This window comes from Lactovum odontotermitis, assembly GCF_054658595.1.
The window spans coordinates 1-4,994 of the sequence record NZ_BAAGGQ010000038.1 but is presented as its reverse complement, the minus strand read 5'-3'; the positions used below and the strand labels follow the sequence as shown (position 1 = coordinate 4,994).

6 protein-coding genes are annotated in these 4,994 nt (G+C 39.3%); 1 reads left to right on the top strand and 5 read right to left on the bottom strand.

Annotated elements, in window-relative coordinates:
• The 5 genes from ACYQ2E_RS11110 to ACYQ2E_RS11090 all read right to left on the bottom strand — a co-directional run.
• On the bottom strand, positions 1 to 477 hold a 477-nt coding region (locus ACYQ2E_RS11110), incomplete at its 3' end, for a glycosyltransferase (RefSeq protein WP_460018131.1).
• Positions 474 to 791 carry a DUF1972 domain-containing protein gene (locus ACYQ2E_RS11105; protein ID WP_460018130.1) on the bottom strand — a complete coding sequence of 106 codons (318 nt, stop codon included), beginning with the start codon at positions 789 to 791 and terminating at the stop codon, positions 474 to 476. The genes ACYQ2E_RS11110 and ACYQ2E_RS11105, both read right to left, overlap by 4 nt.
• 83 nt (positions 792 to 874) lie before the next feature.
• Positions 875 to 1,567 carry a polysaccharide biosynthesis tyrosine autokinase gene (locus ACYQ2E_RS11100; RefSeq protein WP_460018129.1) on the bottom strand — a complete coding sequence of 231 codons (693 nt, stop codon included), beginning with the start codon at positions 1,565 to 1,567 and terminating at the stop codon, positions 875 to 877.
• Entirely contained in the window at positions 1,551 to 2,345 is a 795-nt protein-coding gene (locus ACYQ2E_RS11095) for a Wzz/FepE/Etk N-terminal domain-containing protein (protein WP_460018128.1), read from the bottom strand. The genes ACYQ2E_RS11100 and ACYQ2E_RS11095 overlap by 17 nt, the downstream gene beginning before the upstream one ends.
• Positions 2,346 to 2,785: 440 nt before the next feature.
• Entirely contained in the window at positions 2,786 to 2,908 is a 123-nt protein-coding gene (locus tag ACYQ2E_RS11090; protein ID WP_460018127.1) for a transposase, read from the bottom strand.
• Between the two features lie 294 nt (positions 2,909 to 3,202).
• Here ACYQ2E_RS11090 and ACYQ2E_RS11085 point away from each other — a divergent pair, with 294 nt between their 5' ends.
• On the top strand, positions 3,203 to 4,342 hold the full coding sequence (locus ACYQ2E_RS11085; RefSeq protein WP_460018126.1) for a zinc metalloprotease: 1,140 nt from the start codon (positions 3,203 to 3,205) through the stop codon (positions 4,340 to 4,342).
• Positions 4,343 to 4,994: the final 652 nt, after the last annotated feature.

The window sequence follows — 4,994 nt, the reverse complement described above, 5'->3', positions numbered from 1 at the left end:
ACTATTAATTGCATTAAATTTTTGGAACTTTGGAACATGATTCTGAGAAACTACAAGCTTGTTTTTTATGAAGCCAGCTTCGTTAGGAGAGTAGATTATTCCATCCTGTCCTTTTATTTTAGGAACAAATATATCATACTTTTCATTCACAGCTTCTTCTTGTTCTTTTAGAAATTTGCTTTCTAAGATTGTATCATCGTCTAGCCAACAAATATAAGTAAAATTAACTTTGGATTCGGCAAAAATATTATTTAAAATACAATTGTATGCCCTTGAGAGGCCAATGTTTTCATTTTGAGATAAATATGTAATCCCTTCGTTTTTACATTTCTTTTCATTGTTTAAACAAAATTCGGGATTATCACTATTATCAAAAACTAATATTTGGCTTTTATCAACACACGATTTCAAAAAGAAAAACGTATTAGAGTCTTCAATATTTTTATTGTACAATACAATAGCGTAAGCAATCATCATCGCACCATTCTTTCGTACTCACCAACAATATAATCCCAAGAAAAAAGGCGTTTTACTCTCTCCTTTGAATACCTTAATGCAGCAATATCATAATAAATAGCATTGGCAGCTCTTATATTCTTTTTCTTGATGTTGAAGCATTCTGCCCTATTATGAACAAAAGTGCACTTCTTGCTTTCTGCTAAACAAGCCACATGATGCTTGATATATTCACTGACTTTATTTGCCGTCAACTCTTCAACAAAAGTTTCAAAACCGCCATAATGTACTGGAATTCCTCTTGAACCATTGATGTAAACGTGTCTTTCCTTCAATCCTATGACCTACCCCTTAATACTCTATCGAACTACCACTCTTGAAAAGAGACTACAAGTAATATCAATCGACATTACGATTATTACGTATCTCCGTAGTAATAATAAGCCGAATCCCCAGCACTCCCCCCATGCAGGATAACCCCCAGGACATTCGCCTGCACCTGCTCAAACAACTTCTTCGCTTTTATCAGCCCTTCCTTTTTCGTCTGGTGCGCCCGCGCCACCATGACCACACCGTCCACCTGACTGCTCAGAATCACGGCATCTGTGACTGCGACAACCGGCGGTGTATCAATCAGGACGATATCAAAGACTGACCGGGCAGACTCGATAAACCTCTGCATGCTCATCGATCCCAAAAGCTCAGACGGATTAGGCGGAATCGGCCCTGAGGTAATCAGCGTCAGATTCTCTGCCATCAACGTGCCTTTAGCAACTTCGTTGAACGCTAATTGCTGCGCAAGCAGATTTGTCAGTCCGACATGGTTAGAGGCCTTAAAACAGTTATGAATAAAAGGTTTCCGCAAATCCGCATCAATCAGCAGCACTTTTTTGCCCCTCTGAGCAAAGGTGACGGCTAAGTTTGAAATGGTTGTAGACTTCCCGGCGTTAGCCTCGGCAGATGTCACAAGGAAGGTGTTAATCCCCTGATCCACCATCTTAAACTCTAAACTGGTTCGAATCGTCCGATACTGTTCAGAAATCGGTGACTTCGGATTCGCGGTTGTAATCAGCTGTCCTTTGTTATGAGTTGCCTTACTCTTCTTTGCCATTGTACCTCCTTATCTCCGTTCGACGCATGCGTTTTTCGGGATGATTCTTGATTCTCTCACGTACGATTCTATCGGGTTCTGACGTTGTAAAATCGCTCGTTTCAGCAAAGGCTGTTGAGCCAAGCACTGTAAAACCGAGCACTTCGATGTCCGATTCAGAGTTGATTTTATTGTTGAAAGCAGCTAACAACAAGGCTAATCCGATACCAAGTATGAGACCGGCCAAAGTCGAGACACCAATGTTGATCATCGGTTTCGGACTGACTGACCGCTTGTTCACCTTTGCCTCAGCCAGCACGCTCACATTTGAAATATTCAACAGTTTATTGGCCTTATCGCCAAAGACGCTAGCCGTTTCGTTCGCGATTTTCTGCGCCATGTAGGGATCATCATACTCGACCGTGACAGTAATCACCTGTGAATCCGTAGTGGCAGCGGCAGTCACGCCACTCTGGAAATCATCGCTTTTCAGTCCCAGATTTTTCTGAACCTGGTCTAAAATAACCGGGCTCACAATTGTCTGATTAATCGTGTTGGTCACCGTCTCAATATTTCCCATAATCTGATTGGCATAAACATTCGACGTATCTGAATCTGGCAGCCTGACCACAAGCTGAGTATGCGTCGTGTAGCGAGGCGTCGTCAGGACAAAAGTATAAACCGAGCCAAGCACTGCACCGATAAATGTAAAAAGAAAAATTAGACCCAGCCTCCTATAAAGAAGCCTCAGAATGTCTCCAATATTAATTACCGTTTCGTTTGGTTCCTGTCCCTGCATCGTTTCTCCTGAAATCTTTCTTTCCTGCGCTCTCATTCCCATCAAAGGAAAAGACTACGTCACAAACGTAGTCCCCCAAACCCGTTGAACGTAAAAAACTACGCCGAACAGTTAAAAATAGAGGCTTCGCGAATTTCGCGTACGCAAAACTGTTATTAATGATACTATAACTAAGTACACATTATTCTATCGATATATTAATGATATTATAACTAAATACACATGAGTTTGCCAAGAATTAAGTACATTAAAAGATTCCATCATTTTTACCTCTCTGATTTCTAAAAAAAGAGGCTGCCCCAAAAATCCCCTCAATCAGTAAAAAAAAGAAGAAATCCAGAAAACTTGAATTTTTTCTTTTTATATTTCCGAATTCACAAAGAAAGACGTGAATTCCTAGACCATTTTGCTCCCTATGCTTCCGGATTCTTGTTCCCTGACTAATTTCCGAAATTGTGCGCCATGAAAACAAGTCCCATTTCAATGGAAACTTTCTCCTGCCCCCTGACCTGAAAACGAGTAAAATTCATATTCTGCTTGATGTCCTCGAAAGTAGGCTCCAATCTGTCTTTCGCTTGCGGTAAACCTCACTTGTTTCCGGGTTCGTCTTGAGCCATTGCTTGACGTGAGCTTAGAAGTTCTCCCAGGTCAGGTTAACCTGAAGCCGACGGTTGCCTTTGGCTTTCGTGCACAGCGCTTTGACCGGACAGTCCAAACAGTCCCCTCATAGATTTTCAGGTCCCGGACAAAACCGTTCTTGTCTTTTCTCTGACTGTTTCGAAGAAACAGTAAATTATGATATAAAAGTTGTCACTAAAACGGACGGTTTGATGAATCCGACAGTTCGGAATTCCTCAATGGATTTTTCAATGTCCGGTTTATTGACCTCAAGTTATTATGGCCAAACAGGGCATGTAACTGCCGAGTGGTACGATAGTGTCACTGTCAGGGTACAGGTCCATTTTTCAGACGGAAATTCATTTTGGGTTGACAGACACTCGTTATATGAATTGTATACTCAAAATAGTGCAACCACATACACTGTTGATTTGTCAGATAGTTATTATTGGAAAGATTACATTACTGCAGGAACAAATATAGGTGGACGTTTCTACACAATTAAAGCTGAAAATGGTCGATATGCACTATTTACTGGAGAGTTTGGTGATTATTCAAATGTAGCTAGTTTTTCTAATAATCTGGGAGCGGTTTATGTTTTAGCAATAAAAGAGAAAGTGGTTCACCCGTCATCAGGAATCAATCAAACAGCCGTTTATTGTACCCCGGATAATGTTCACTGGTACTGGATTGATAAAAGAGCCTTTAGTTTTAATGAAGATTTTAGTCATGTTGGTATTACAGCTCATTCAAGTCTGAAAGGATCAGGGACAAACGATGCAATAAAATGGTATGTTAGTTCAACTGATCCATTAGCAAAAGAAATAAAAGCGGCAATTTCACAGTGGAACATTTGGCTGCCAGGAACTTTTGAGCGCAATCCTTCCTCTTCAGCTGCAGATGTAAATATCAATATTGATGAAGTAGACATTGTGAAAACTTATGATTCCACTGATTATATGAATTATTGGGCTCTGACAAGCGTAGGTTGGGACTATTATCTTTCAAACGGTTTGATTGTACAAGATTCACAAAGAGTACAAATATATTTAAATAATGGTGCGTTTACCTCAGGAGAAAATAATTTAGTGGCGCAGGCTTTAGTCTATAGTCAGGGAGTCAGCAATGTTATTGCACGTGAGCTTGGTCACGCTCTTGGTCTTGACCATTCCAACGACTACCTCCCATCAAATAATTTAATGAATAGTTTTAGTAATGGAACAAAGAATACCATGTCTACATTTTCTCAGCAGCAACTCAACGTTCTTAAACTAATTCGGGGTTCACTTAATTGGGTATACACGGGAAAGACAAATAAGTCGATAGCTTCAAGAATACCCCCCCGGCGTTTGATGTGGGAACGACTTCTTCAATTTTAGAATGATTTACAATCTATTGACACTAAATACGTTAAAAGTTATGATAGATCCATAAAATCAAGTCGGAAACAATTTGAAAAGATTGTTTCATGTTTTTCGTTTCATCGCGTGAATTATTAAGGATTAAGTTTATACGTGGAGCTGATTTGGAGAATTACACTTTTCTTTAAATCAAGCCCAAAGTGCTATGATGTTCAATATCCGGAGCTTGAATGTGAAGCAATAATTTATTAAAATCTGAGTGAGACATGATTTCTTACTTTCTGTGGGTGTACTACTTAACAGTAACAGAAATTCATGTCTTTTTGCGCATTAAGAAGAGGCTGATTGAGGGAAACTTTTGGGTCAGCATTTCTACAGTAGATTAATCCCGCTTAAACAAATCCTTATCTCCAACATCTGCCATAGTCTTAAACTCATCCAAATCCAATCCGCTTTTGAAATATAAAAATTGTTTTCTTTCAAAGTCCGTTCATGGACGACTGATTCACATTCCAAATCAAAATGCTTCGCTGAACTTTTGTAGAGGATCCAAAAAAATCGGGCAAACAGAAAGATGTCATTGCCGTGGATCTTAAAGTTTTACGAATTATTTATCTCATTATTCAAAAATGTCATTTATTAAGAAATAATTTAAAAAAATCTCCATAAG

Bases quoted from the DNA above. Each gene is read 5' to 3' on its own strand.
- ACYQ2E_RS11100 (WP_460018129.1), bottom strand. From the start codon at position 1,567: ATGGCAAAGAAGAGTAAGGCAACTCATAACAAAGGACAGCTGATTACA.
- ACYQ2E_RS11095 (WP_460018128.1), bottom strand. From the start codon at position 2,345: ATGCAGGGACAGGAACCAAACGAAACGGTAATTAATATTGGAGACATT.
- ACYQ2E_RS11085 (WP_460018126.1), top strand. From the start codon at position 3,203: ATGGATTTTTCAATGTCCGGTTTATTGACCTCAAGTTATTATGGCCAA.